We start from the raw sequence: 23,177 nt of genomic DNA, 5'->3' as shown, positions 1-23,177 counted from the left end.
CGGACCCCGAGACGGCCCGATGACGCTATCCAGGCGTGGCCATGGATTTCAAGCGAGCGTGCGGGAATAACGTCCCGACACGCCATGAGGCGTTGGACGTTATCCCTGGTAAATGCGTGACATCGGAAATCGTGTCACGATTTGGTAAAGGCGGGGTCTTGACTTGTCCTGATCATGCTCAGTCGTCGAGCGGGAGCCGGAACATGCCCTCCTGGGCGGCCGACGCGACAAGTCTGCCATCCTCGGAGAAGATCCACGTGCCGCCGAGGCCGCGGCCGCCCTGAGCGGTCGGCGCGTCCTGCAGATACAGCAGCCACTCGTCGGCTCGCGCCGGACGATGCCACCACATGGCGTGGTCGAGGCTGGCGAAGTTGAGGCCGGGGGTCATCCAGGACGCGCCGTGGCGGCGCAGCAGCGGCTCGAGCATCACCTGGTCGCAGCCGAACGCGAGCAGCGCCCGGTGGGTGAGGTCGGAGGCCTCGATGGGCTCGCGCAGCCTGACCCAGGTGGTCTGATACTGCTTGGGACTCTTATCCGGCCTGAACAGGAGCGAGCCCTCGATGTGGCGCAGGTCGAAGGGAGTGCGCTTCAGCCAGTAGTCGGCGCGCGCGTCGCCCTCGAAGGGCGCGAGGATGTCGAGGCCGGAAACCACCTCGTCCGGGCGCGGCACCTCCGGCATGGTGACCTGGTGCTCGGGCCCCTCCTGGGGCAGCTGGAACGACGCGATCATCGACAGGATGGGCTTACCGTCCTGGAAGGCGTGGGTGCGCCGCGCGGAGAAGGAGCGTCCGTCGCGCAGCACCTCGACCTCGAAGGTGATGGGGCGCGAGGCGTCGCCCGGGCGCAGGAAGTACCCGTGCATCGAGTGCATGTGGCGCTCGTCGTCGACGGTGTGCCCCGCGGCCAGCAGCGCCTGCGCGAGCACCTGCCCGCCGTAGGCGCGCCCGCCCGGCATCGGCAGGGAGTCGGCCTCGAAGGACGTATCGCCCAGGCGCCGCAGGTCAAGCACCTGCATGCCCGATGCGACGGCCTCGCTGGCCCAGATGTCCTCGGCGTGCTGCATTAGGCCTCCTCGGCCGTGGAGCCAGGCGTGGGCTCGAACGTGTTGATCATCGAATGCGCGGCGCGCTCGAGGTAGTCCATGAGCGTCACCGCGTGCAGCGGCGACAGGTTCTCCGCGGCGACGGCGTCGCGCATGAGCTCAACCCAGTGGTCGCGCGCCTCGGGGTTCACGTGGAAGCCGTGGTGGCGCATCCGCAGGCGCGGGTGGCCGCGCTGATCGGAATAGGTGGTGGGCCCACCCCAGTACTGCTCGAGGAACGCGGTGAGGCGCCACTCGGCGCCCTCCATGTCGTGACTCGGGTACATGGGGCCAAGGATGGGGTCGCTCGCGACGCCCTGGTAGAAGCGGTGGACGATGCGGGCGAACGTGTCGTGGCCACCGATCGCCTCGAAGAAGGACTGGCCCTCCTCCTGCGTGGGCCCGGAGCCCACGTTCATGCCGGGAGTCGTCACGTCAGTCCGACTCTCCGTCACCGTCGACATCGTCCGACGGGGGAGGCAACGGCTTGCCGTCGGCGTCCGTGGGCTGTTCGGCCCCGCGCTTGCGCGGCGAGTCGGGCGGTAGGAGGTCGTCGGTGTCGCGGGCGTGGCTGTCGACCACCATGGCGTCGCCCGGCACCGCGAGGCGGATGCCGCGCTCGGCGAAGATGCGGCGCATCTCGCGGCGCACCTCGCGCTGCACGTCCCATTGCATCGCAGGGTTGACCTGGCACATGAGGCGCAGCATTACGGCGTTGTACTCGAGCGATTCGATGCCCGCGACCTCGGCGTCGCCCAGCAGGGCGGCGGCGACGGACTCGGACTCGCCCGCGGCGGCCGTGACCGCGTCGATCATTGCGTCCTTGGCCGCCTCGACGTCAGTGTCGTAGGCGAAGCGCACCTCGATCATGACGCGGCTCCACAGGCGCGTCATGTTTCCCACGCGCGTGATCTCGCCGTTGGGGATGTACCAGACGGTGCCGTCGAGGGCGCGCAGCCTGGTGCAGCGCAGGCCCACCTCCTCGACAGTTCCAGCGGCCTCGCCCAGGTCGACGACGTCGCCCACGCCGTACTGGTCCTCGATGAGCATGAAGATGCCGGCCAGCACGTCCTTCACGAGCGACTGCGCGCCGAAACCGAGGGCGACACCGAGGATTCCGGCGGAGGCGAGCATCGGCCCCACCGGGACGCCCAGGACGCTCAGCACCGTCATCAGCAGCAGGATCACGATGACCAGGGCGAGCGCGGAGTCGAGCACGCGCTTGATGGTGTGCGCCCGCTGACGGCGGCGCTCGGCCTCGAGCCGCGCCTCGGTCTCGTCGGCCTCGGGGACGCGGATCCGCGCCTTCTTGAGTGCTGCGAGAGTCTTGGGGTCCGCGATTTGCGTGCCACGCTCGATCGAGGCCGCGAAGGCCTTGATGAGGTAGTGGCCCACGAGCCACACCACGATCGCGATGATCGCGGCGGCCCCGAGACCGGCGGCGCGCTCCTCGACCCCGTCGAACCAGGTCGAGATCTCGTCAGTGCTGGGGAGATCGACGGTTCCCGGCGTGGGGGTGGTCGACGGGTCGGGTGACGTGGACGCGAAGATGAGGTTCAGGGCAGTCACACCTCCCAGGGTAACCACGGATGCGGGAAGCGACGATGCCCGTGACGATCGTCACCGTTGAAAATGGGCCTGAACCTGGCAGGATGGACGCCGTGGAGACCACTGCTGAGGACGCCGCCCCGAGCGAGGCGCTTGCCGCGCTTGCCCGCGCGTGCGGCGTGGCGCTGACGTACACCGGCTGGGACGGCTCGCCTCGCTCCAGCTCGACGGCCGCCGTGCGGGCCGCGCTTGCCGCGATGGGCGTCGCCGCCGAGGACGACGAGCGCTGCCGCGGATCCCTCGCCGCGCTCGAGGACCTGCCGTGGGCCCGGGTGGTGCCTCCCGTGACGGTGCTGCGCGCGGGGCACAGCCGCCAGCTTCCCCTCCACGTCCCGCACGGCGAGCCGGCCGCCGCGACCCTGCTGCTCGAGGACGGGTCGACTCGCGGCCTGCGCCAGCTCGACATCCTCGTGGAGCCGCGCCAGGTCGGCACACGCCTGATCGGCCGCGCCACCTTCGAGATTCCCGCGGACCTGCCGCTCGGCTGGCACCGCGTCGAGGCCTCCACCACCGGGGTGAGGGCGCGCGGCTACGTGGTGGTCACCCCAGAGCGGGCCCCGCTTCCGGCCGACGTGCGCGCCCGCCGGCCGTGGGGCCTTGCCGCCCAGATTTACTCCGTGCGTTCCGAGCGCTCGTGGGGCATCGGCGACCTTGCCGACCTGGCGGACCTTGGCGCGCTGTCCGCCGCCGCCGGCGCCGACTTCCTCCAGATCAACCCGCTCCACGCGACCGAGCCCGCCACGCCCATCGAGCCGTCGCCGTACCTGCCGACGTCGCGGCGCTTCCTGTCGCCGCTGTACATCCGCGTCGAGGACATCCCCGAAGTGGCGTACCTGCCCTCGCAGCAGCGGGCCGTGCTCGAGTGGGAGGCGGAGAAGCCTCGCCGCATGAACGCGTCGACCGACAGGATCGACCGCGACACCGTGTGGCGCCTCAAGGCCGCCGCGCTCGAGAAGGTCTACGCCGCGCCGCGCTCCGCGGGACGCCAGGCAGCGTTCGAGGCCTTCTGCCTGCGCGAGGGCCGCTCCCTCGAGGACTTCGCCACCTGGTGCTCGATCGCGGAGGCCCACCGCGGCGTCCCGTGGCCAGACGAGCTGGCCAAGCGCCTTCCCACCGCCGTCGACGCGTGGCGAGAGGAGCACTCCGACCGGGTGCTCTATCACGCGTGGCTGCAGTGGGTCTGCGACGAGCAGCTGGGCGAGGCCCAGCGCGCCGCGACGGACGCCGGCATGAGCATCGGCCTCATGACGGACCTCGCGGTCGGCGTGCATCCCCAGGGGGCCGATGCCTGGGCGCTGGGCCGCGTGCTCGCCTCGGGCATCGCCGTGGGCGCGCCGCCGGACATGTACAACCAGCACGGCCAGTCGTGGTCGCAGCCTCCGTGGCAGCCGCGCGCCCTGGAGTCCGCGGCGTACCTGCCGTTCCGTGACGTGGTGAGGGCGGCCGTAAGGCACGCCGGCGCGCTGAGGATCGACCACATCCTGGGGCTGTTCCGGCAGTGGTGGGTGCCCGAGGGGCACTCGCCCGCGGACGGCGTGTACGTCCACTTCGACCACGAGGCGCTCATCGGGATCCTCGCGCTCGAGGCCGAGCGCGCGGGCACCATCGTCATCGGCGAGGACCTCGGCACCCTCGAGCCGTGGGTCTCCGACTACCTCAACGCTCGGGGGCTCCTGGGTACCGTCGTCGCGCTCTTCGAGAAGCAGCACGACGGTTCCCCCACGCCGCCCGAGCACTACCGTGCCGATGCGCTCGTGTCGGTCACGGTCCACGACCTGCCGCCCACGGCGGCCTACCTGGCAGGCGAGCACATCCCCGTACGCCAGGAGCTGGGCCTCATCGACGACGTCGAGGGGGAGGCGGCGAAGTCCGCCGCGGAGCGCGCGAGCATGGTCGCCTACCTACGGGAACGCGACTGGATGATCGAGGACTGGGAGGAGGAGGACCTCGTCGCCGGTGTCCACCGCCTCGCCATGCACACGCCCGCGCTGCTGACCGCCGTGGCTCTCACCGACGCGGTGGGGGAGCGACGCTCCCAGAACCACCCCGGCACGCACACCGAGTACCCCAACTGGCAGGTGCCGCTGGCCGACGCCAACGGGGTGGCGGTGCTGCTCGACGACATGTTCGACCACCCCCGCCTGAACCGCCTACTTGAGGCGGTGCGCGCCGCGCGCCAGTCCTGACGCGCGGCGCGCCCTCGCTTAGCCCGCCTGTTGGGCGCGCAGCGAACGACGGATCTCGTCGAGGCCCTCGGTGACCACCTTGATGAGGGTCGAGGGGGCGTCGGCGTTGTCCGCGAGCCAGCGCTCCACGCGCTGCTCGAGGCCGTCCACGCGGCCCGCGAGGACCGACGGGAAGGCATAGTTGGCGGTGCGCAGCGCCATGAAGGACGACATCGACTCGTACATGGGCCGGAGGCTCGCGAGGATGTCGTCCAGCAGCGGCTCGAGGTCCTCGGGGCGGTGCGAGCGGCCGAGGCCGAGGGCCGTGGCGAACGCGATCGCGTTCGGCGGCACCGCGCCCTGCGGGTGCGCGATGGAGTCCCACGCGCGGCGCTTGGCGTCCGCCCCGGCGAGCGCGGCCCGCGCGCCTGCCGCGCGGCGCTGACCCGCGGTCGAGTTGTCCACGGCGAGCCGCTCGTCGATGCCGGCGTCGTCGATCCGTCCGGTCTGGGCGAGCGCCGTCACGAGGTCCCACGCCAGCTCGGAGTCGATCTCGCGACCCTCGATCGCCGTGGTGCCGTCGAGGAGTTCCGCGGCGATCTGCGCCTGCGCGTCGGTCGTGGCAAGGGAGGCAAAGCCGCGCAGCAGGTGCAGCTGCGCGTCCGAGCCGGGCACCGCCTCGCCCAGCAGCTGCCACAGGCGCTGCGCGGTGGCCCCGGCGAGCTCCTCGCGGGCGGTCGGCGGAGCGTAGCGGCGGATCGCCGTGCCGATGGTGGTGAGGTGAGCGCCGAGGACCTCCGAGTTGGCGAGGGTGCCGGCGGCCTCGAGGACCACACCCACATAGCGACGCGCGGGCAGCACCCCGTCTCGGCACGCGTGCCACAGCGAGTCGAGCACGAGGTGCTGCGCCATCGGGTCCGCCAACTCTGCGATGTGCGCCTCGACAGTCGCCAGCGAGCGCGCGTCAAGGCGCACCTTCGCATAGGTGAGGTCGCCGTCGTTCACCAGGAGGAGGTCGGGGATGGGCTTGCCCACCGCCTCGGAGATGGCGGTGGACTCGCCAGCGACGTCGGCAGCGATCCGCCAGGCCCGCGTGAGGCCCTCGTCGCCCAGGACGTAGCCGCCGATGGCGAGCCGATGCGGGTGGTGGATGGCGCCCTCGGGCACCTCCTCGGTGACGATCAGCGAGGACACGGCGCCGGCATCGTCCGCCGTCACCTGCGCCGTGAGCGTCGTGACGCCCGGCGTCTCGAGCCAGGCCCGCGACCAGCCGGACAGGTCCCTGCCGGAGGCGGACTCGAGCTCGGCGAACAGGTCGGACAGTGTCGCGTTGCCGTGGTGGTGGGCGTGCACGTAGGCGGCGACGCCCGCGAAGAACACCGGCAGGTCGAGCGTGGCCGCGAGCTGACGCAGCGCCGACGCCCCCTTGGCGTAGGTGATCATGTCGAACGTGCCGGTGACGGCCTCGACGGTGGGCACGTCGCCCAGCACGGGGTGCGTGGTGGGCAGCTGGTCCTGGACGTAGCCCACGGACTTGCGGCCCGCGCCGAAGCTCACCCACGCGTCGGCGTATTCGGTCACCTGGGTCGCGGCGTGCGTGGCCACGAAGTCGGCGAAGGACTCGTTGAGCCACAGGTCGTCCCACCAGCGCATGGTGACGAGGTCGCCGAACCACATGTGAGCGAGCTCGTGCAGCACGGTGACGGTGCGGCCCTCGAGCTCCGACTCCGACACCTCGGTGCGGAACAGCAGCCGGTCCTCGGAGATGGTCACGCAGCCGGCGTTCTCCATGGCGCCCCAGTTGTACTGCGGCACGTAGATCTGGTCGTACGAGTCGTAGGGGAACTCGGTGGCGAAGATGCGCTCGAACAGCTCGATTCCCGCCTGCACGTCGGCAAAGAGGCGCTGCGCGGCGAGGTGGTCGCGCACCTCGGAGCGGCCGTAGACGCGCGCGGGGATGTCGCCCTTGGCCGACTGCAGCACCGTCTCCTCGAACACGTACGGGCCGGCGACCACGGCGGCCGCGTAGCACGGCAGCGGCACCGTGGGAGTGAACTCCCAGGTCAGCGCCCCGTCACCGGCATCGGCCGGCCGGGGCTGCACGGTGTTGGAGATGACCTGCCACGTCGCGGGAGCGGTGACGGTGAACTGAAAGGTGCCCTTGATGTCGGGCTGGTCGAAGACCGCGAAGGCGGCGCGGGCATCGTCCGTCGCGAACTGGCTGTAGAGGTACCACTCGTCGGTGACGGGGTCGATGAAGCGGTGGATGCCCTGGCCAGTGGTGCGGTAGTCGCACTCGGCCTCGACGGTGACCTCGGTGGGTCCGTGGAGGTCGCTCAGGTGGATGCGGTCGTCGACGTGCGCGGTCGCGGGGTCGAGCGCCTCGCCGTTGACGGTGATGCTGACCGCGCGGCCCACGAGGTCGAGGAACGTCGACGAGTCGCGCGCGGCGTCGAACATCACCGTCGACGTCGACCGGAACGTGTCACCCCCACCCGTGAAGTCGAAGGTGATGCGGTACTCGGCGGACGACAGCACGGCGGCCCGCGCCGTCGCCTCGTCCCTCGTCAGGGTGGTGGCCATGCGGGCCAGTCTTTCACGCCGGGGTGGGTCGCGCCGCGCGCGTGGCCGATGCGGGGGCCGGGGACGCGCGAAGGGGGCGGCCCGTGCGGGCCGCCCCCTTCGCGGTGGTGTGGGTCGCGTGACTTAGTAGTCGCGCTCCTGGTTCTTCAGGGCGCGGCGCACGCCGTCGCGGCCCTCGATGATGAGGCGCTTCAGCGCATCGTGCGCGTCAGCGTTGTCGGCGAGCCACGCATCGGCCTTGTCCTGCAGGTCGGCGACGCGGCCGGCGAGCTCGGCGGGGTAGAGGCCCTCGATGAGGTTGGTCGCGATCTCGTTGGTCTTGTCCGCGTAGATACGGCGGACGCACGCGAAGTACTCGTCGATGTACGGCTCGAGCAGCGCGGTGTCATGCACGTGCGCGAAGCCGGCCGTCGCCTCGTACTGCAGGGCGTTGGGCATGTCCTTCTCGGCGTTGACGAGCGAGTCCCACGCGGCGCGCTTGCCCTCGACCGTGGGGATCGCCGCCTTGGCGTGGGCGGCGCGGCGCTGGCCGGAGGCCGAGCCGTCCTTGGCGAGCTGCAGCTCGATCGCCACCTCGCCGGCGCGACCGCCGGCCACGAGGCCGGTGAGCAGGTCCCACTGCAGGTCCTTGTCGATCGCGAGGCCCTCGAGGTGGAGCTTCTCGTCGATGAGGCCCTGGAGGTTGTCCAGGTGCAGCTCGGACTGGGCGTGAGCGGCGAAGGCGCGCACGAACTGGAGCTGGCTGTCCGAGCCGGGCTCGGCCTCGATCGCGAGCTTCCACAGCTGCTCGGCGACGTGCTGCGCCGCGTCTGCCTCGTGCACGGGGTGGACGTACAGCGCGAGCGCCGTCGACAGCTGGCGCAGCAGCACCATGACGGTGGTGGACTCGGACTCGCGGCCGATGTTCTTCAGCACCAGGTCGATGTACTGACGGGCCGGCATCTCGCCGTCGCGCGTCATGTCCCACGCGGCGGTGAGGACCATCGAGCGGGCCAGCGGGTCGGCGAAACTTCCCACGTGCTCCACGGCGGTCGCGAGCGACTGCTCGTCGAGGCGCACCTTGGCGTAGGCGAGGTCGCCGTCGTTGATGAGCAGCAGCGCGGGGCGGTGCTTGCCCACCAGCTCGGAGACGTCGGTGCGCTCGCCGCGCACGTCGATCTCGACGTGCATCGACTGCTCGAGGCGAGTCACGCCCGTCTCGTCGACGATCACGTCGTAGCCGCCGATGCCGAGGCGGTGCGGGCGCTGCGTGGGCCACTCCTCAGGCACCTCCTGCAGCACCGCGAACGCCGCGATGTCGTCGTTCGAGTCGACCTCGATCTCGGGGCGCAGCGTGGTGATGCCGGCCTTCTGCAGCCACACCTCGGACCAGGCGGACAGGTCGCGGCCGGAGGTCTCCTCGAGCTCGACAAGCAGGTCGCGCAGCGTGGTGTTCGAGTGGTGGTGCTTGCGGAAGTACTCGGCGACGCCGGCGAAGAACTCGTCCTCGCCCACCCAGGCGGCGAGCTGGCGCAGTACGGAGGCGCCCTTCGCGTAGGTGATGCCGTCGAAGTTGACCTCGACGTCCTCGAGGTCCTTGATGTCGGCCATGATCGGGTGCGTGCTCGGCAGCTGGTCCTGACGCGCCGCCCACGTCTTTTCGAGGGCGTTGAAGGTGACCCAGTTGTTCTTCCACTTGGTGGTCTCGACCGTCGCGACCGTGGACGCGTACTCGGCGAACGACTCGTTGAGCCACAGGTCGTTCCACCACTTCATGGTGACGAGGTCGCCGAACCACATGTGGGCGAGCTCGTGCAGCACCGTCACAGTGCGGCGCTCGACGCGCGCCTGGGCGGGCTTGGAGCGGAACACGTAGTCCTCGAGGAACGTCACGCAGCCGGCGTTCTCCATCGCGCCAGCGTTGAACTCGGGGACGAAGATCTGGTCGTACTTCTCGAAGGGGTAGTCGTACTGGAACTTGTCCTCGTAGAACGTGAAGCCCTGCTGGGTGTCGTCAAGGATGACGTCGGCGTCAAGGTAGGGCGCGAGGGCCTTGCGGCAGTACACGTTGGCGCGCAGCTCGCCCTTGCGCGACGTGACGGTGCCCTCGACCTCGTGATACGGGCCGGCCACTAGCGCGGTGACGTAGCAGGGCAGCTTGACGGTCTCGGTGAAGTCCCAGCGCAGCTTGCCGCGCTCGGTGCCGGCGATCTCGATGGTGCCGTCGACCGGGGTCGACGCGCCGGGGTTGTTGGACAGCACGTGCCAGTGGTCGGGCGCGGTGACGGTGAAGGTGAACGCTGCCTTCAGGTCGGGCTGCTCGAACACGGCGTACATGCGGCGCGTGTCGGCCACCTCGAACTGGCTGTAGAGGTAGACCTCGCCGTCCTCGGGGTCCACGAAGCGGTGGAGGCCCTCGCCGGTGTTCATGTAGGCGCACTCGGCCTCGACGATGAGCTCGTTGCTCTCCGTGAGGTCGGGAAGCGAGATGCGGCTGTCAGCGAAGTGCTCCGCGGGGTCCAGTTCCACGCCGTTCAGCACGATGCGGTGCACGGTGGGCGCGATGAGGTCGATGAAGGTCGACTCGCCGGCCGTGGCGGCAAAGCGCGCCGTCGTCGTCGAGCGGAACGTCTCCTCGGAGGTGGTGAGGTCAAGCTCGACGGTGTACGTCTCGGTGGAGACGATGGCGGCGCGGGCCTCGGCCTCGGCGCGCGTGAGGTTGGTACCAGGCATGAGGGGATCCTCTCACGGGGTGGACGAATGGCGCGCATTGGGCGACTCGGCCCAAAGCGAACGGCGAGGAGGCCTCATTCGGCCTCAGCGGCGACGACGGCGCGGGCGAGTTCCTGGGCGGCGGCGAGGCGGTCGTCGTCGCTGGGGGCCGCGTAGAGGACCTGGTGCACCACGCCGGCGATGACGACGGCGACCGCGGCGAAGTCGTCGCTCTCACCGCCGAAGGCGAGGTCGGCTCCGTCGATGGCGAGCGCGGTCACCGGCTCGCCCGCGGCGTCGGCGTCCGCGCTGGCTTGCGCGTAGAACGCGTCGATGTCGGTGATGGTGGGGTCGATCATGACCGACACCTCGTGGCCGTCCTCGTCCGCCCACCGGCAGCCGGTGAGCCCGGCGGTGTGGGCATCGGCCGTGGGCAGGTCGAGCGGCGCGCGCTCGAGCGTCTCGCCCGTGGCCTGGGCGATGGTGTCCGCGTCGAGCAGGCCGCACGGGTCGATGTCGACGGTCGCCGCGCGCGCAGTGCCGACGGGTGCCGCGGTCGCGGAGGTGGGGGTGGCCGGCTCAAACTCTCCCGGGCCCTGGAGGCATCCGGCGAGGGCGCCGACGGCGACGACGGGCACGGCGAGACCCGCGACGCGGGTGCGCCACGACGAGCCGTGCATCGGCACCTCCCCCTCCGACCGTCATCGGCCGGTGCCACTCAGGGCTTCAGGCTAGGGCTGAACGCCCCGTTTGTCGCGCGCCGACGCGCGCCGCGGCCGGGCGGCCTCGGGGGAGGGGCGATTCATGCCTGCCATAGACTTCGCCGGTGAGAGCCGAGCAGCCCGGATCCGAGGACGCAGGCTCGCCCGTACCGGCACGCAAGCGGCGGCTCGTCGACCTCGCCCCGCTGAAGCAGTCGCCCGCATTCGCACGCCTGTGGATCGGCGGCACCGTGTCGGGCATCGGCGCCCAGATGACCGTCGTCGCCGTCGGGCTGCAGATCTACGAGATCACCGAGTCGACCTTCGCCGTGGGGCTCGTGGGCGGCCTCGCGCTCGTGCCGATGATCGTCGCTGGCCTGTGGGGCGGCATGCTCGCGGACGTCTTCGACCGCCGGCGCCTCGCCATCGTGTCGTCGCTCGTGGCCTGGGCGTCGACGTTCACGCTGGTGGCGCTCGCGCTGTGGGACGTGTCGCGGCACGCCGACGGTGGCCACGCCCCGGTGTGGCCGTTCTACGTGGTGACGACGGTGAACGCCGTCGCCGCGACCATCTCGAGCACCACGCGCGGCTCGGTGGTGGCCCGCATCCTTCCCCCGCACCTCGTGTCCCGCGCGACCGCGCTGAACGGGATCGCCTTCGGGGCGAGCCTCACGCTGGGACCGGCGCTCGCGGGGGTGCTCGCGTCGTCGGCCGGGCTCGCGTGGACGTTCGCGATCGACGCGGTGTTGTTCACGGCGGGCTTCCTTGGCGTGTGGTCGCTGCCGCCGCTGCCGCGCCTCAGCGGCGGCGGGGTCGTCGGTTGGGGGATGCTGCGTGAGGGGGCGGGCTTCCTGCGTCGCAGCCCCAACATTCGGATGTCGTTCGTTGTCGACGTGGTCGCGATGACGTTTGGCCGTCCCTACGTCCTGTTCCCCGCGCTCGGGGCGACGGTGGTGGGCGGGGGATCGCTGACGGTCGGCGCGCTGACGGCGGCGGGGGCGGTGGGCACCATCCTCGTGTCGCTGTTCTCCGGCCCGGTGGCGCACGTGCATCGCCACGGCGTCGCGATCGGGCGCGCCATCACTGTGTTCGGCGGGTTCGCGGTGCTGTTCGGGGTGGTCGTGCTGGTCATGAGCGGGGTGGACCACGTCGCGGCGCCCGGCTGGGGAGGCATCTTCTGGCCGGCGATGGTGCCCCTCGCGATCGCGATGGCCGGGCTGGGCGCCTCGGACGAGGTGAGCTCGATCTTCCGTCAGACGATGATCATCCAGGCGTCTCCCGACGAGATGCGCGGCCGACTCCAGGGCATCTTCGTCGTGGTGGTCACGGGCGGGCCACGCATCGGCGACATGTATGCGGGCATCCTCGCGACAGCGGTGGGGCTGTGGTGCCCGCCGCTGCTCGGCGGGCTCGCCATCATCGGCCTCATCGCCGTGCTCACGCGCCTGCGGCGCTCGCGGACGGGGCAGACGTTCCGCGAGTACGACGACCGCCACCCGGTGCCCTGAGCACCCCGGTTGGCTACGGCATCGGACCCTTGCCTCGCTCCCACCGCCACAGCGCCATGCCGGACTCGACGTAGGTGTCGAGCGAGACGGTGCCCGCAGCGTCGGGGTTCCCGCCGCCGCGCCAGCGGCGGTCCTCGCTCGCGACCATGCGCAGCACCCAGTCGTAGTCGGCGAAGCCGCGCTCGGTCGGCACGACGAGCCGTGTGCGTTCGTTCAGCGGGTGCCGTTCGATCGTGACGAGTCGCTTGAGGACCATGCGCCCGACCATCTGGGAGACGGCGGGGGCACTGGTGTTCACCCGCTCGACGAGGGTCGCCTGGGGCAACCCGCCTGGCGCCCTCGCGAGGTGTTGAAAGAGGAACGCCTGGTGCAGCGTCATGAAGGAGAAAGGGTCGGGCGCCGCGATGGCGGCGACGTCCCGCATGCGCGCCTCGAGGAGCCGCACTGCCTCGACGAGCGGGGCGCGCTCGCTCAGGCTCGGAGCTCTCTCGTCGTCCATAGTGAAGACGTTAACGATGGGGCGAGAGAGAACGTCGATGCTGCCAGGCAGGGTGAAGACGGCCGATGCTGCGAAGGGCCTGGGGACGACGCCGCGCCCGGGGTTAGTCGGCGGCGAAGCCCGCCTGGCGCCATGCCTCGTAGACCACCAGGGCCGACGAGTTGGACAGGTTGAGCGAGCGCCGCCCCGGCAACATAGGAATCCTCACCCGGTCGGTGACGCGTGGGTGCGCCATCGCCTCCTCGGGAAGGCCCGTGGGCTCGGGGCCGAAGAGCAGCACGTCGTCGGGCCGGTAGGCGATGTCCGAGTAGAGGGTCTCAGCGTGCGCCGTGAACGCGAAGACCCGCGAGCCGGGCATCGCCTCGAGGAACGCGTCGAACGATGGATGCACGGTGACCGACGCGAGGTCGTGATAGTCCAGCCCCGCGCGCTTCAGCTTGGGCTCGCTCAGGTCAAACCCCAGGGGCTCGATGAGGTGCAGAGGCGAACCCGTCACTGCCGACTGGCGGATCGCCGCGCCAGTGTTCTCCGGGATGCGCGGCTCGTAATAGGCAATGTGCGGTGCGGCAGACATGTCTTCAGTGTCCCGCACGTCGCGACAGCGTCCGGCACACCGCCCACGTCACCACCGCCACCGCGACGGCAACGAGGAGTCGCTGGGGCGCCCCGCCGTCGGTCCCCAGCGCCAACCGAAACACCTGCGCCGCCGCCGGCACTAGCTCGGCCGGATTCTGCAGGTAAACGCGCGACCCCACCGCATACGACAGCGCTGTCGCGAAGGCAGGCAGCACCCACAATCCCAGCAGGGACGCCACGGCACCCAAGGCCCGCCGCACGGTAGACACGCCGCAGACCCCCACCGCGATCCCCGCGACGACGCTCGGGGTCCACGTCGCGACGGCGAACACCCACGCCGGCGGGCTGCTCGCGACCCCCGCGAGCGCCGACGCCAGCGCCGCCACCCACATCCCCAGCGCGATGCCGCCGGCCGTCGCCGCCATGGCCCCGGCCGCCGGACCGCCGCCGGCGATCCCGCGCTGCACCAGCACCGAGACGCCGACGCTGACGACGGCAGCGAGCGCCAGGCCCGCGAGGTACACCGACGCCCGGGAAGAGTCCTCGATCCCGGCCTGGGTCACCACCGTGGTCTGCGCGACGCACACCAGCTGAGTCGCCGCGAGCCCGACCGTCACCAGCGTGCGCCGGCCGAGGCCGCGCCGGGCGAGCAGCCACCGCTCGGCCGCCCCGGCGACGGCGCCACCCACGACGAGCATCGCCGCGATCGTCGTCAGCGAATACTGACTGAACGGCAGCAGTGCCAGCGGCATGTCCTCGGGCAACGCCTCGGTGGCCCACACGTTCTGCAGCGGAAGCCGGGCGCCCTCCACGAGCCAGGGAAGGATGCCGAGCGCCGCCGCGAGCACGCCGCAGAGTGCCGATGCGGTGGCGGTGGCGGTGGCGGAGGCGGTCGCCGAGGCCGGCGGACGTGCGGTGTCGGGATCGGCGTCGCTCACCCGGGCAGGCTAGCCGCAGCGCCGCCCGCGCGCAGGGGGAAGGCGGCCGCCGCCCGCCGAACTAGGCTCGGCGCATGAGCATGCCCGCCCCGCCAGGATCGCGCCGCGCCGCCCTCGGCGGCCACGGTCCCGGCCGCGGCGTTTCGGGCAGGGACGAGGCAGCGCAGCGTGCCGCCAACGCCGATGCCCCCGAGATCCCCGACCTGTGGCGCCGCGTCCTCGCGCTGTTCCGCCCGTACCGCGGGGCGCTCGCGCTGACGGCCGCGCTCGTGGTGGTCACCGCATCGGCCGGCGTGATCCCGCCGCTCATCATCGAGCGCATCTTCGACAACGCGCTGTTCCCGTCCGACGGCTCCGCTCCCCACCTCGCGCTGCTGGGCGAACTGGTGGCGCTCGTCATCGTCATCTTCATCGCGACCGCCGCACTCGGGGTGTGGCAGACCTACGTCACCTCGTCCGTGGGCAACCGCGTTACCGGCGACCTTCGTACCCGGCTGTTCGACAAGTTGCAGTCGATGGACCTGGCGTTCTTCACGCGCACCAAGACGGGTGTGATCCAGTCGCGCCTGCAGAACGACGTGGGCGGCGTCTCGGGCGTGCTCACCACGTTCGTGTCGTCCATCATCGGCAACTCCGTGACCGTCCTCGCGTCCCTGGTGGCGATGATCCTGCTCGACTGGCGACTGACCCTGGTGGCGGTGGTGCTGATGCCCGCCCTCGTCGCGGTGCAGCGGCGCGTGGGCCAGGTGCGGGCCCGCCTGGCGTCCCGGACACAGGAGTCGCTGTCCGAGATGACGGCGATCACGCAGGAGACACTGTCCGTGAGCGGCATCCTGCTGTCCAAGGTCTACAACCGGCAGCGCCTCGAGTCCGAGCGCTACCGCGCCGAGAACGCGAACCAGATCGACCTCCAGGTAAGGCTGTCGATGTCGGGCCAGTGGTTCTTCGGGCTCGTCACCGTCATCATGAGCTCTGTCCCCGCGGTGATCTACCTGGTCTCTGGCCTCCTCATCGCGCACGCCACCGGCCAGGGCCTTGAGCCGACTATCACCGCGGGCACTGTCGTCGCGTTCACCGCGATTCAGGGGCGGCTGCTGTTCCCCCTGATGGCGCTCATGCGGGTGGCGCTCGAGGTGCAGACCTCCAAGGCGCTGTTCGCGCGCATCTTCGAGTACCTCGACCTCACGCCGGCGATCCAGGACGCGGCCGATGCACGCGACGCCGCCGCCGCTCCGGGCCCCATGGGCCGGGTCGAGTTCCGCGACGTCACCTTCCGCTACCCCGATGCGGGTGCCGAGCGCCGCGCGACCCTCGACGGCGTCTCCTTCACCGCCGAGCCGGGCCAGACGGTGGCGTTCGTGGGGCCCTCCGGCGCGGGAAAGACCACCATCGTCTACCTCGCGGCGAGGCTCCACGAGGTGTCCGGCGGCGCGGTGCTGTTCGCCGGCGAGGACGTGCGCCGCCTCACCCACGAGTCGATCGTCGAGCGCGTGGGAGTGGTGAGCCAGGAGACCTACCTCTTCCACGCCTCCATCGCCGAGAACCTGCGCTATGCCCGCCCCGACGCGACCGACGCGGAACTCGTCGAGGCCTGCCGCGCGGCGAACATCCACGACCAGATCATGACCTTCGAGGACGGCTACGACACGGTGGTGGGCGAGCGGGGCTATCGCCTGTCCGGGGGCGAGAAGCAGCGCATCGCGATCGCGCGCGTCATCCTCAAGGACCCTCCCGTGCTGCTGCTCGACGAGGCCACGAGCGCCCTCGACACCGTCTCGGAGCGGGTGGTGCAGGCCGCCCTGGACCGCGCCGCCGAGGGGCGCACCACCCTCGTCGTCGCGCACCGGCTATCCACAGTGGCCGATGCCGACGTCATCCACGTCGTCGACGGCGGCCGCATCGTGGAGTCGGGCTCACACGCCTCGCTCCTCGCCGCCGGCGGGCTGTATGCGAGGCTGGCATCGGACCAGAAGGACAACGAGGACCTGCCGAGGAGGTAGCCGATGCCCACGATGCTGAGCGGGCCGCAGTGGTGGAAGAGCGCGGTCGTCTATCAGATCTATCCGCGCAGCTTTCAGGATTCCGACGGCGACGGCATCGGCGACCTGCCCGGCATCCGGCAGCGCCTCGATCACCTCGAGCGACTCGGTGTCGACGTCCTGTGGCTGTCGCCTATCTATGCGTCCCCGCAGGCCGACAACGGTTACGACATCTCCGACTACCGCGCCATCGACCCCGTCTTCGGCACGCTCGACGACCTCGACGCGCTCCTCGACGACGTGCATTCCCGCGGCATGCGCCTCGTCATGGACCTCGTGGTCAACCACACGAGCGACCAGCACCCGTGGTTCCTCGAGTCGCGCTCGAGCACCGACAACCCCAAGCGCGACTGGTACTGGTGGCGGCCAGCCCGTGACGGCTTCGCGGCCGGCGCGCGCGGCGCCGAGCCCACCAACTGGCGCTCGTTCTTCTCCGGTCCCACCTGGGAACTCGACGAGGCGACGGGGGAGTACTACCTGCACCTGTTCGACCGCTCGCAGCCGGACCTCAACTGGGAGAACCCCGAGGTGCGCGAGGCCGTCTATGACATGATGCGCTGGTGGCTCGACCGCGGCGTCGACGGCTTCCGCATGGACGTGATCAACCTCATCTCCAAGGACCTCGCGCTTCCCGACGCCGCGGTGGGCGAGGGGCCCGGCGGCCTGGGCGACGGCTCGCGCTTCTACACGTGCGGGCCGCGGATCCACGAGTTCCTCCAGGAGATGCACCGCGAGGTGTTCGCCGGACGCGACGCCGACCTCATCACGGTGGGCGAGATGCCCGGCGTCACGGTCGACGAGGCGCGCCTGTTCACCGACCCCGCGCGGCGCGAGGTCGACATGGTCTTCCAGTTCGACCACGTGGACCTCGACCACGGCCCGGGCGGCAAGTTCGATCCAGTGCCGCTGGACCTGCGCGACCTCAAGGCGGTGCTGGGCCGGTGGCAGGCCGGCCTGGGCGAGGTGGGCTGGAACTCGCTGTACTGGGACAACCACGACCAGCCCCGCGTCGTGTCGCGCTTTGGCGACGACGGCGAGCACTGGGCGGCTTCCGCGACGGCGCTCGCGCTCGTGCTTCACCTTCACCGCGGGACGCCCTACATCTATCAAGGCGAGGAGATCGGCATGACGAATGCCGGCCTCGCCTCCATCGCCGACTATCGCGACGTCGAGTCGCTGCGGTGGTGGGACGAGGCCGATGCCGCGGGCATCCCTGCTGAGCAGCGCCTCGCCGGGCTCGCGGCGATGAGCCGCGACAACGCGCGCACTCCCGTCCAGTGGGACGCCTCGCCCCATGCGGGTTTCACGACGGGGACGCCGTGGCTTCCCGCCACCGCGAATCACACGTGGCTGAACGCGGCGGCCCAGGGCGACGACGAGGGGTCGGTCCTCGCCTTCTACCGGCGCCTCATCGCGCTGCGCCACTCCGACCCGGTGGTGGTTCACGGCGACTTCACCATGCTCGACGAGGACAACCCGCAGGTCTACGCCTTCCGCCGCAGCCACGAGGGGCGCACGCTCACCGTGGTCGCGAATCTCTCGGGGGCCGATGCCGTGGCCAGGGTCGACGTGGGCGGCGAGGTGGCGCTGGAGAACATGCCGGCCGGGGAAGCGCCCGCGGACGGTGAAGTCAGGCTCGCGCCGTGGGAGGCGCGCGTCTACGCGGGCCGAGGCGCCTAGGTCGCGGCGCCCGTGGCGACGGCGCGCAGCACCACCTCGTGGCGCAGCCAGCCGACCACGCGCCCGTCGTCGTCCAGCACCGGGAGGCCGTCGGGTGCCGAGCCGTCCAGCATGGTGTCGAGCACGGAGTCGATCGTGTCGTCTGGACCGATGTGCTCGCGCCACTGGGACACGTCCGCCACCACGAGGTCATCGGCGTCGTCGTCATCGGCGAGCGCCCTGGCGGCCGCCGACGCGCTCACCACGCCCACGTAGTGGCCGTCGTCGCTCACCACGGGAAGGCTCGGCCGGCCGGCGTCGAGGATGAGCCGCGTCGCGGTGGTCGCGAGGACGCCTGTCGCCAGGGTCGGGGGAGCGGCCGCCATGAGCTCGCGCACCTGGACGTGTGCGAGGCCGGCGGTGCGCGACGTGTGCCGCGTGAGGTCGATGCCGCGGCGGCGCAGCTTCTCCGTGTAGATGGTGTCCCGGCTGAGGACGGAGGACGTGGCCGTGGCGACCACGACGGCGAGCATGAGCGGCAGGATGATCGAGTACTCGCCGGTGAGTTCGAACAGGATTAACACGGCCGTGATCGGGGCGCGCGACGAGCCGGCGAAGACGGCGGCCATTCCCACCACGGCGTACGCGCCCGGGCTGACGCCCAGCCCCGGCGCGACCGCATCGATCGCCTGGCCCGCGGCGGCGCCCAGCATCGCGCCGAGGAACAGCGAGGGCGCGAAGACGCCGCCCGAGCCGCCGATGGCGATGGTGAGGGAGGTGGCGATGACCTTCGCCACGAGCAGGAGCAGCAGGAACGGCACCAGGTAGTCGCCGACGACGGCGTTCTCGAGCACCGGGTAGCCCACGCCGTACATCTGCGGCAGCACCAGCAGCAGGAGGCCGAGGAGGAGTCCTCCGGCTGCGGGACGCAGCCACTCGGGCCCGCGCCACACCTTGTCGGCCATGTCTTCGAACCAGTACAGGACCTTGGAGAAGCCGATGCCGACGCAGCCGGCGAGCAGGCCGAGCGCCACGAACAGGCCGTACTCGGCGAGGTGGTGGACGCTTAGCTCGGGCAGGACGAGGAACGCCTCGTTGCCCAGGATGGCGCGCGCGATGACGGATGCCGTGACGGAGGCCAGAACCACCGCGGCGAAGGAGCCGACGGCAAAAGAGCCCAGCAGTAGCTCGAGCGCGAAGAACACTCCGGCGATGGGGGCGTTGAACGTCGCCGCGATGCCGCCCGCCGCGCCGCACGCGACAAGGAGCGGCAGCTGGGAGCCGGGGATCCTGGTGACGCGTCCGAGCGAGGACGACAGCGCCGAGCCGATCTGGACGATGGGCCCCTCGCGGCCCACGGAGCCACCCGAGCCGATCGTGACCGCGGACGCGATCGCCTTCACGAAGGCGACGCGTCCGGCGATCCTGCCGCCCTTGCGCTGGATCGCGTACATGACCTCGGGGACGCCGTGCCCGCGCGCCTCGCGGGCGAAGCGGTGCACCAGAGGTCCGTAGATGAGGCCGCCGACGACGGGCACGAGGACCACGAACCAGCCCCCGAGGCCCGGCAGCCACGGGTGGGCGGGGTGGTCGGTGGTGCCCGCGTAGTCGTCCTGCCCGGAAAACAGCAGGGTGGCGTGCTCGACGAGCCAGCGGAAGGCGACGGCGCCGAAGCCGGCCATGATGCCGGCGACGACGGCGAGGGCGAGCATCGTCGCGCGCTCGGAGCCGGCGATGAGGAGGGTGGGGCGCCACTGGAGCAGTCGGCGGGGAGGGGTCACGTCACGTCCGAAAGATTGGCTATAGACAACTGTTGCACCCTATCAGGGCGGCCTGCGTACGATGTTCCGCATGGAACCGCAGGCCGATGCGACGATGCGCGCCTCCCGCGCCCTCCTGGGCCATGTGGCCCGCTCCCTCCAAGGCGCCCTCGAGCACGTGACGCTCGGGCAGTACCGCGTGCTCGTGGTGCTCGCCTCGCGAGGCCCGCAGCGTATGGGGGAGCTGGCCGAGGCCGTCGGCGTCCACCCGTCGACGCTCACGAGGACCGTCGAGCGCCTCGTCGCCGGCGGCTACGTCAGCCGCGAAATCGCGGAGGCCAGCAGGCGCGAGGTCATCATCGGCCTCGACGAGGCCGGAACCGCGCTCGTGGAGGACGTCATGCGCCGCCGCCGCGACACCGTGACCGCGACTCTCGAACGCCTCACCGACGACGAGAGGGCCGCCGTGCTCACGGGCATGGAGCTGTACGCGCAGGCCGCCGACGAGCCCGCGGCCGCGGACCTGCTGACGCTCGGGATGTAACCCGGCGCCGGCATCGGCCGCCCGGAGGCTCCGCACGGGGCCGGAAACGCCGAAAGGCGGGACCGGATCTCAAGGATCCAGCCCCGCCTTCCGGGTCTCGAAGGTTGCGGGTCGACTAGTTACCGCAGCCGCAGCTTCCGCCGCAGCAGCCGCCGGTCTTCTCGGCGGCCGCGTCATCCGCGGTCACGTCGATCAGGTCGATGTTCGTCTTCTCAGCCATAGGTGGCCTCCCGTCTCGCGGCAACAGCCCCACCGCGGGGCCTGGCACCACTGTAAACCTGGTGGCTACCAGATGGACACCCGCTCCTCGGGGGCGAGGTAGAGCTCGTCGCCCTCGGCCACGCCGAATGCGTCGTACCAGGCGTTCATGTTGCGCACGATGCCGTTGACACGGAACTCGCTGGGGGAGTGCGGGTCCATCGCGATGCGCGTGATGAGCGCCTCGGAGCGCACCACCATGCGCTCGGTGAGCGCGTAGCCGATGAAGAAGCGCTGCTTGGCGGTGAGGCCGTCGACCTCGGGCGCCTCGTCGATGGGGTGACCCAGCTTGATCTCGTACGCCTTGAGGGCGATCTCCACGCCCGCGAGGTCACCGATGTTCTCGCCGACCGTGAGCGCGCCGTTGACGTGGTGCGAACCGTTCAGCTGCTTGGGCGAGTAGCCGTCGTACTGGGCGATGAGGGCGTTCGCGCGCTCCATGAACGCGCTCCTGTCGTCCTCGGTCCACCAGTCCTCGAGCGCGCCGCGGCCGTTGTACTTGGAGCCCTGGTCGTCGAAGCCGTGGCCGATCTCGTGGCCGATCACGGAGCCGATGCCGCCGTAGTTGATCGCGTCGTCCGCCTCGGGGTGGAAGAACGGCGGCTGCAGGATGGCCGCGGGGAACACGATCTCGTTGGCCATCGGTAGGTAGTAGGCGTTGACCGTCTGCGGCGTCATGAGCCACTCGGTGCGGTCCACAGGCTGGCCGATCTTCGACCACTCCCAGTCCTCCTCGAAGGCCGACGAGGCGCGCACGTTGCCCACGAGGTCGGTGGGGTCGGCGCTCAGTGCCGCGTAGTCGCGCCACTTTTCCGGGTAGCCGATCTTCGGGGTGAACTGCTGGAGCTTCTCGAGTGCGCGCTCGCGCGTGGCGGGCGTCATCCACTCGAGCGACTCGATCGACACGCGGTAGGCCTCGATGAGGTTGGCCACGAGGCGGTCCATGTGCTGCTTGTGGTCCGGGGGGAAGTGCTCCTTCACGTACTCCTGGCCCACCACCTCGCCGGCGACGGCCTCGACGAAGCCCACGCCGCGCTTCCAGCGCTCGCGCTGGGTGAGCGCGCCCGACAGCACGGTGCCATAGAACTCGAAGTTTGCCTTCGAGATCTCCTCCGTGAGGTACGCGGCGCGCGAGTTGACGATGCGCCACGCGAGGTAGCGCTTCCACGTGTCGAGGTCGGTGGCGCCCCACAGCTGGCCGATCGCCTCGACGTAACTGGGCTCGCCGACCACCAGCAGCTCGTGCGCCGAGGCCGGCATCTGGATCGCGTCGGCCCACGCCGCCCACGGGAAGCCCGGGGCATCGGCCGCGAGGCCGGTGAGGGTGGTGGGGTTGTGCGTCAGCTCCGCCTCGCGCGACTTCACGACGTCCCAGTGGTGCTTCGCGATGGCCGTCTCGAGCGCGAGCACGTCGGCGCCCGTGAACGACTGGCCGGTGAGCTCCGCCATGCGGTCGATGTGGGCGACGTACTTGTCGCGCACCTCGGCGTAGGAGTCCTCGCGGTAGTACGCCTCGTCGGGAAGGCCGATGCCGGACTGGCCAAGGTAGACCACGTTGCGGTCGGGGTCGATCTTGTCGGCGAACACGTAGTAGCCGACGAGGCCGGACACTCCCGCGCGCTGCAGGCGGCCGATGGACGCGGCGAGCGCGTCGTGGTCGGCGGCGCCGGACACCTCGTTGAGGTCGGCGGTCAGCGGCTGCGTGCCGAGCGCGCCCAGGCGGCCCACGTCCATGAACGACGCGTACAGGGCGCCCAGCAGCGAGTCCTTCGGCGCCGCCTCGATGATCGCGCGCGTGTGCTTCTCCGCCTCGTCGCGCAGCGTGTAGAAGCTGCCGTCGGCCGAGCGGTCGTCGGGGATGACGTGCGCCTCCTCCCACGGGCCGGAGACGTAGCGGAAGAAGTCGTCGCCCGGACGGACCGTCGGCGAAAACTCGTCAGTATCGATGCCGGAATGCAGTGCCATGACCTCACCCTAGGGGCGGGGCCCGACACCGGTGGGGCCGTTTCGCTCTGGGCGTGCGCCGTGCGGCATGATGGGCGCATGCGCATCCACATCGCCGCGGACCACGCCGGGTACGAGCTCAAGGAGCACCTGAAGAAGCACTTCGCCGACGGAGGCTACGAAGTGGTCGATCACGGCGCCCACGAGTACGACGCCCTCGACGACTACCCGTCGTTCTGCATCGACGCCGCGGAGGCGGTGCTGGCCTCGGCCGGCGACCTCGGCATCGTCATCGGCGGCTCGGGCAACGGCGAGCAGCTCGCCGCCAACCGCGTCGCGGGCATCCGCGCGGCGCTGATCTGGTCCGAGGAGACCGCGCGCCTTGCCCGCCAGCACAACGACGCGCAGATCGGCTCGATCGGCGCCCGCATGCACTCGCTGGACGAGGCAGCAGCGATCGCCGATGCCTTCATCCACGAGCCCTTCAGCGAGGACGAGCGCCACCAGCGCCGCATCGACGAGATGATGGCCTACCGCCCGCAGCAGTAGCGCCGCCGCGTCTCCTGGCGGGACATGAGGGCCGGAATCGGGCGATCGCCGACCCCCATGTCCCGCCAGGAGCG

At 70.9% G+C, this 23,177-nt stretch carries 17 protein-coding genes; 6 read left to right on the top strand and 11 right to left on the bottom strand.

What is annotated here, in order from left to right; genetic code table 11:
* Positions 1–178: 178 nt before the first annotated feature.
* Genes B7K26_RS01805 through B7K26_RS01795 form a run of 3 tightly spaced genes read right to left on the bottom strand, consistent with a single transcriptional unit; the run spans position 179 to position 2,650 of the window.
* On the bottom strand, positions 179–1,063 hold the full coding sequence (locus B7K26_RS01805) for an acyl-CoA thioesterase II (protein ID WP_084076972.1): 885 nt from the start codon (positions 1,061–1,063) through the stop codon (positions 179–181).
* Positions 1,063–1,500 carry a globin gene (locus B7K26_RS01800; RefSeq protein WP_084076971.1) on the bottom strand — a complete coding sequence of 146 codons (438 nt, stop codon included), beginning with the start codon at positions 1,498–1,500 and terminating at the stop codon, positions 1,063–1,065. Before B7K26_RS01800 ends, B7K26_RS01805 begins: the two co-directional genes overlap by 1 nt.
* 16 nt (positions 1,501–1,516) lie before the next feature.
* A complete protein-coding gene (locus B7K26_RS01795; protein ID WP_084076970.1) occupies positions 1,517–2,650 on the bottom strand; it encodes a mechanosensitive ion channel family protein in 1,134 nt (377 codons plus the stop codon).
* A gap of 83 nt (positions 2,651–2,733) precedes the next feature.
* On the opposite strand from B7K26_RS01795, the gene malQ reads away from it, so the two are divergent.
* On the top strand, positions 2,734–4,875 hold the full coding sequence (gene malQ / locus B7K26_RS01790; protein ID WP_084076969.1) for a 4-alpha-glucanotransferase: 2,142 nt from the start codon (positions 2,734–2,736) through the stop codon (positions 4,873–4,875).
* 18 nt (positions 4,876–4,893) lie between these two features.
* Here the strand turns inward: malQ and pepN (B7K26_RS01785) are convergent, their stop codons facing one another.
* From pepN (B7K26_RS01785) to B7K26_RS12780, 3 genes are all read right to left on the bottom strand, one after another.
* Positions 4,894–7,437 carry an aminopeptidase N gene (gene pepN, locus B7K26_RS01785; RefSeq protein WP_084076968.1) on the bottom strand — a complete coding sequence of 848 codons (2,544 nt, stop codon included), beginning with the start codon at positions 7,435–7,437 and terminating at the stop codon, positions 4,894–4,896.
* Positions 7,438–7,560: 123 nt separating this feature from the next.
* A complete protein-coding gene (gene pepN / locus B7K26_RS01780) occupies positions 7,561–10,149 on the bottom strand; it encodes an aminopeptidase N (protein WP_084076967.1) in 2,589 nt (862 codons plus the stop codon).
* Positions 10,150–10,223: 74 nt separating this feature from the next.
* Positions 10,224–10,808, bottom strand: a complete 585-nt coding sequence (locus B7K26_RS12780) for a DUF3558 family protein (RefSeq protein WP_143340412.1) — start codon at positions 10,806–10,808, stop codon at positions 10,224–10,226.
* A 146-nt stretch (positions 10,809–10,954) separates the two neighbouring features.
* On the opposite strand from B7K26_RS12780, the gene B7K26_RS01775 reads away from it, so the two are divergent.
* Positions 10,955–12,337 carry an MFS transporter gene (locus tag B7K26_RS01775; RefSeq protein WP_084076966.1) on the top strand — a complete coding sequence of 461 codons (1,383 nt, stop codon included), beginning with the start codon at positions 10,955–10,957 and terminating at the stop codon, positions 12,335–12,337.
* 13 nt (positions 12,338–12,350) lie between these two features.
* Here B7K26_RS01775 and B7K26_RS01770 read toward each other — a convergent pair whose 3' ends face one another.
* From B7K26_RS01770 to B7K26_RS01760, 3 genes are all read right to left on the bottom strand, one after another.
* Complete coding sequence (locus tag B7K26_RS01770) at positions 12,351–12,836, bottom strand: MarR family winged helix-turn-helix transcriptional regulator (protein ID WP_084076965.1); 486 nt, start codon at positions 12,834–12,836, stop codon at positions 12,351–12,353.
* A gap of 103 nt (positions 12,837–12,939) precedes the next feature.
* Entirely contained in the window at positions 12,940–13,410 is a 471-nt protein-coding gene (locus B7K26_RS01765) for a tRNA (cytidine(34)-2'-O)-methyltransferase (RefSeq protein WP_084076964.1), read from the bottom strand.
* Between the two features lie 4 nt (positions 13,411–13,414).
* Positions 13,415–14,350 carry a hypothetical protein gene (locus B7K26_RS01760; protein ID WP_143340411.1) on the bottom strand — a complete coding sequence of 312 codons (936 nt, stop codon included), beginning with the start codon at positions 14,348–14,350 and terminating at the stop codon, positions 13,415–13,417.
* 74 nt (positions 14,351–14,424) lie between these two features.
* On the opposite strand from B7K26_RS01760, the gene B7K26_RS01755 reads away from it, so the two are divergent.
* Entirely contained in the window at positions 14,425–16,350 is a 1,926-nt protein-coding gene (locus B7K26_RS01755) for an ABC transporter ATP-binding protein (protein WP_234998652.1), read from the top strand.
* A 3-nt stretch (positions 16,351–16,353) separates the two neighbouring features.
* On the top strand, positions 16,354–18,069 hold the full coding sequence (locus B7K26_RS01750) for an alpha-glucosidase (RefSeq protein WP_084076961.1): 1,716 nt from the start codon (positions 16,354–16,356) through the stop codon (positions 18,067–18,069).
* Here the strand turns inward: B7K26_RS01750 and B7K26_RS01745 are convergent.
* On the bottom strand, positions 18,066–19,829 hold the full coding sequence (locus B7K26_RS01745; protein WP_200810920.1) for a chloride channel protein: 1,764 nt from the start codon (positions 19,827–19,829) through the stop codon (positions 18,066–18,068). The genes B7K26_RS01750 and B7K26_RS01745 overlap by 4 nt on opposite strands.
* 70 nt (positions 19,830–19,899) lie before the next feature.
* On the opposite strand from B7K26_RS01745, the gene B7K26_RS01740 reads away from it, so the two are divergent.
* The gene (locus tag B7K26_RS01740; protein ID WP_159449576.1) at positions 19,900–20,352 is read left to right on the top strand and encodes a MarR family winged helix-turn-helix transcriptional regulator; all 453 of its coding nucleotides are present in this window, start codon (positions 19,900–19,902) and stop codon (positions 20,350–20,352) included.
* A gap of 285 nt (positions 20,353–20,637) precedes the next feature.
* Here B7K26_RS01740 and B7K26_RS01735 read toward each other — a convergent pair whose 3' ends face one another.
* Positions 20,638–22,575, bottom strand: a complete 1,938-nt coding sequence (locus tag B7K26_RS01735; protein ID WP_084076959.1) for a M13 family metallopeptidase — start codon at positions 22,573–22,575, stop codon at positions 20,638–20,640.
* A 78-nt stretch (positions 22,576–22,653) separates the two neighbouring features.
* Between B7K26_RS01735 and B7K26_RS01730 the strand changes: the two genes are divergently transcribed.
* A complete protein-coding gene (locus B7K26_RS01730; RefSeq protein WP_084076958.1) occupies positions 22,654–23,103 on the top strand; it encodes a ribose-5-phosphate isomerase in 450 nt (149 codons plus the stop codon).
* Positions 23,104–23,177 lie beyond the last annotated feature (74 nt).

It is taken from the genome of Demequina sp. NBRC 110057 (assembly GCF_002090175.1).
GTDB lineage: Bacteria > Actinomycetota > Actinomycetes > Actinomycetales > Demequinaceae > Demequina.
Note: the sequence above shows the minus strand (reverse complement) of the source record. Positions and strands in the feature narration are given on the sequence as shown.